The organism is Carboxydothermus islandicus (genome assembly GCF_001950325.1).
Classification (GTDB): Bacteria; Bacillota; Z-2901; order Carboxydothermales; family Carboxydothermaceae; genus Carboxydothermus; species Carboxydothermus islandicus.
On record NZ_BDJL01000090.1, the window covers coordinates 1 to 241 of the forward strand.

The 241-nt window shown below is 57.7% G+C and carries 1 rRNA gene; it reads right to left on the bottom strand.

Annotated elements, in window-relative coordinates:
• Window positions 1-28: 28 nt before the first annotated feature.
• Window positions 29-241 (bottom strand): 16S ribosomal RNA (locus tag ciss_RS09230); the annotation flags it as partial.

Below are 241 nucleotides of genomic sequence, written 5' to 3' on the forward strand. Positions count from 1 at the left end.
TAACGGCAAGCGGTTTGTTTCTCCTTAGAAAGGAGGTGATCCAGCCGCACCTTCCGATACGGCTACCTTGTTACGACTTCACCCCAATCACCGGTCCCACCTTCGGCAGCTCCCTCCCTTGCGGGTTAGGCCACTGACTTCGGGTGTTACCGGCTTTCGTGGTGTGACGGGCGGTGTGTACAAGGCCCGGGAACGTATTCACCGCGGCATGCTGATCCGCGATTACTAGCAATTCCGCCTT